This is a genomic window from Nocardioides sp., from assembly GCF_036401255.1.
Classification (GTDB): Bacteria; Actinomycetota; Actinomycetes; order Propionibacteriales; family Nocardioidaceae; genus Nocardioides.
On the sequence record NZ_DASWVI010000053.1, the window covers coordinates 1 to 2,500 of the forward strand.

Annotated in this window: 2 protein-coding genes and 1 pseudogene; 1 reads left to right on the top strand and 2 read right to left on the bottom strand. The window is 75.9% G+C overall.

Annotated features, from left to right (window positions below; genetic code table 11):
* Positions 1 to 158: 158 nt before the first annotated feature.
* Both VGD85_RS02520 and VGD85_RS02525 read right to left on the bottom strand, forming a co-directional pair.
* Complete coding sequence (locus VGD85_RS02520; protein ID WP_331061873.1) at positions 159 to 650, bottom strand: carboxymuconolactone decarboxylase family protein; 492 nt, start codon at positions 648 to 650, stop codon at positions 159 to 161.
* Positions 651 to 731: 81 nt separating this feature from the next.
* Positions 732 to 2,111 (bottom strand): PLP-dependent aminotransferase family protein, encoded by a 1,380-nt coding sequence (locus VGD85_RS02525; protein ID WP_331061874.1) that lies wholly within the window; start codon positions 2,109 to 2,111, stop codon positions 732 to 734.
* Positions 2,112 to 2,194: 83 nt separating this feature from the next.
* Between VGD85_RS02525 and VGD85_RS02530 the strand changes: the two are divergent.
* Positions 2,195 to 2,500 (top strand): annotated as a pseudogene (locus VGD85_RS02530) (hypothetical protein); the annotation flags it as partial.

Genomic DNA, 2,500 nt, shown 5'->3' on the forward strand with positions numbered 1-2,500 from the left:
CCGCGTGTCCAAAGTTCCTACGCGCTTCGCGCGGGCCAGGGCACGCACCTCGCTGCGTTGGCCTCGCTCGAGTTGCGCCCGGTAGCCCTACGCTCGGCCGCCTTGCGATGCACGCACCCTGACCACGCCAAGCATCCAGGAGCTTCCGACACGCGACACTAGTCGGCACGCCGGATCGAGGTCGGCCAGCAACGGGCCGTCACCCCGATCGTGTTCCAGGCGTCGATCGCGACGATGAGGCTGAGCAGGGCCGCGGTGCCCGCTTCGCCGTACGCCGCGATCGCGGCCCGCACGCACTCGGTGGGGACCTTGGTCGTGGCCTTGAGCGTGACCTGCTCGACGAGCTCCAGCGCGACCCGCTCCTCGGCCGAGAACAGGCCCGACTCCGGCCAGATCGCCACCGCGTCGACGCGCTGGGGCGCGACCCCCGCCGCGCGCGCGGCCCGGGCGTGCATGTCGACGCAGTAGGCGCAGCCGTTGAGCTGCGAGGCGCGCAACCGCAGGAGCTCACGCAGGGCAGGCGCGATGCCGGCACGGTCCAGCTCGGTGGTGGCGGCCTCGTCGAGGTCGTTGACGGCGCGGGCCAGGGTGGGCGCGAGCGCGTCGAAGTCGAGGCGGGCGGGGACGGGGACGTAGTCGGTGACAGTCATGCCCCGGACGCTAGGACCGTGCCGCCCGCGCCCCCTGGGCCAATCGCGAGCCGCCTCGTCGGGCCAATCCGGGGACTCGCGTCACGCGGAGCGGACGCTCTCCACGAGGAGCGTGAGCGCGGTCTCGTACTGCGCCGTGCCGGTCGCCGCGTAGCCGATCGCGAGCGCCGGAGCATGGTCGCCCGGCCGGCCACCGAGCGCGAACGACCGGAGGCCCTCCACGCGGAGGCCGCGGGCGGCGGCCGCCTGCACCACCGCGGTCTCGGTGACGCCGGCCGCGAGCGTGAGCAGGCACTGGAGACCGGCCGGGAGGCCGGTGACCTCGCAGCCCGGCAGCTGGTCGGCGACGACCTGCTCGAGCCGCGCCCGGCGAGCGCGGTAGGTCGCGCGCAGGCGGCGTACGCCGCGGTCGTAGTGGTGCCCGGTCAGGAACGTCGCGAGGGCGAGCTCGTGGAGCGCCGCCGGCCGGGCGCCGGAGAGCTCGCGCTGCTCGAGGACGTCGGGGAGCAGCCAGCCCGGCAGCGCTCCCCAGGCGAGCCCGACGGCCGCGGCCAGCGCCTTGCTGGCCGTGCCCAGGTAGGCCACGTGGTCGGGGGCGAGCGCCTGCAGCGCGCCGACGGTGCGCCGGTCGTAGCGGAACTCGCCGTCGTAGTCGTCCTCGATCACCAGCGTCTCCGCCCGCTCGACCCAGGCGGCGAGCCACCGGCGGCGCTCGGCGGCCAGGGGCACGCCGAGGGGGAACTGGTGAGCGGGCGTGAGCAGGACGGCCGGCACGTCCATCCGCTCGAGGAGCTCCACCTGCGCGCCGTCCGCGTCGACGGGGAGGGGGACCGGCGTCAGGCCCGCCGCCGCGATCAGCCGGTGGTGCGTGTCGTGCCCGTACTGCTCGACGGCCACGCGCCGGCCGCCGCGGGCCCGGAGTGCCCGGCAGGTCAGCGCGAGGAGCTCACCGTACCCGTGCCCCACCACGATGCGCTCGGGACTCGTGACCACGCCGCGGGTGCGCGCGACGTAGTCCGCGATCGCCGACCGGAGCTGCGGCGTGCCCGCGGGGTCGGGGTAGCCGAGGTCGGCGGTGGCCGCCTGCAGGGTCGCGTGCCGGGCCGCGGCCGCCCACTCCCGCCGGGCGAACCCGGCGACGCCGGGGATGCCGGCGCGCAGGTCGATCCAACGGCGTACGCCGGGCGTGGGCGGGCTGCTCGCGACCGGGGCACTGCGGTGGGCGACCCAGGTGCCCGACCCGACGCGGGAGGTGAGCCAGCCCTCCGCGGCCAGCTGCGCATAGACGTCCGCGACGGTGTTACGGCTGATGCCGAGGTCGGCGGCCAGCGTCCGGGCCGGCGGCAGCCGTGTCTCCGGGGCCAGGCGGCCCTCGAGGATGGCCGTGCGCAGGGACTCCTCGAGCGACCGGCCGGGCCGGTCGGGGGAGAGCGTGACGTGCAGGTCCAGGCCGGAGCTCACCGGGGCATCGTAGGAGATTGACCCGGCGTCTTCGACCGGAATTGGCCCAACGCGACGGGTCAATCGGGTCCTAGCGTCCTGGCATGACGACTCAGCGGGTGCAGCGGGTCCAGGTCGCGAGCGCCGTCGCGGACGGTGCCGCGCTGACGATCGTGGTCCTCTACTTCACGCAGGTGGTCGGGCTGCCGGAGGAGGCGGTGGGTCTGGTCCTGGCGGCGGCCGCCGGGGCGGCGGCCCTGGTTGCGACGCCCCTGGGGGTCTGGGCGGACCGGGTCGGCCTGGGCCGCGCGGCGGGGTGCTTCTCGCTGGCGGTCGCGGCGGCGCTGGCGGCGTACGCGTTCGCCGACTCCTTGGCGGCGTACGCCGTCGCGGGCGTGCTCTTCGGCGTG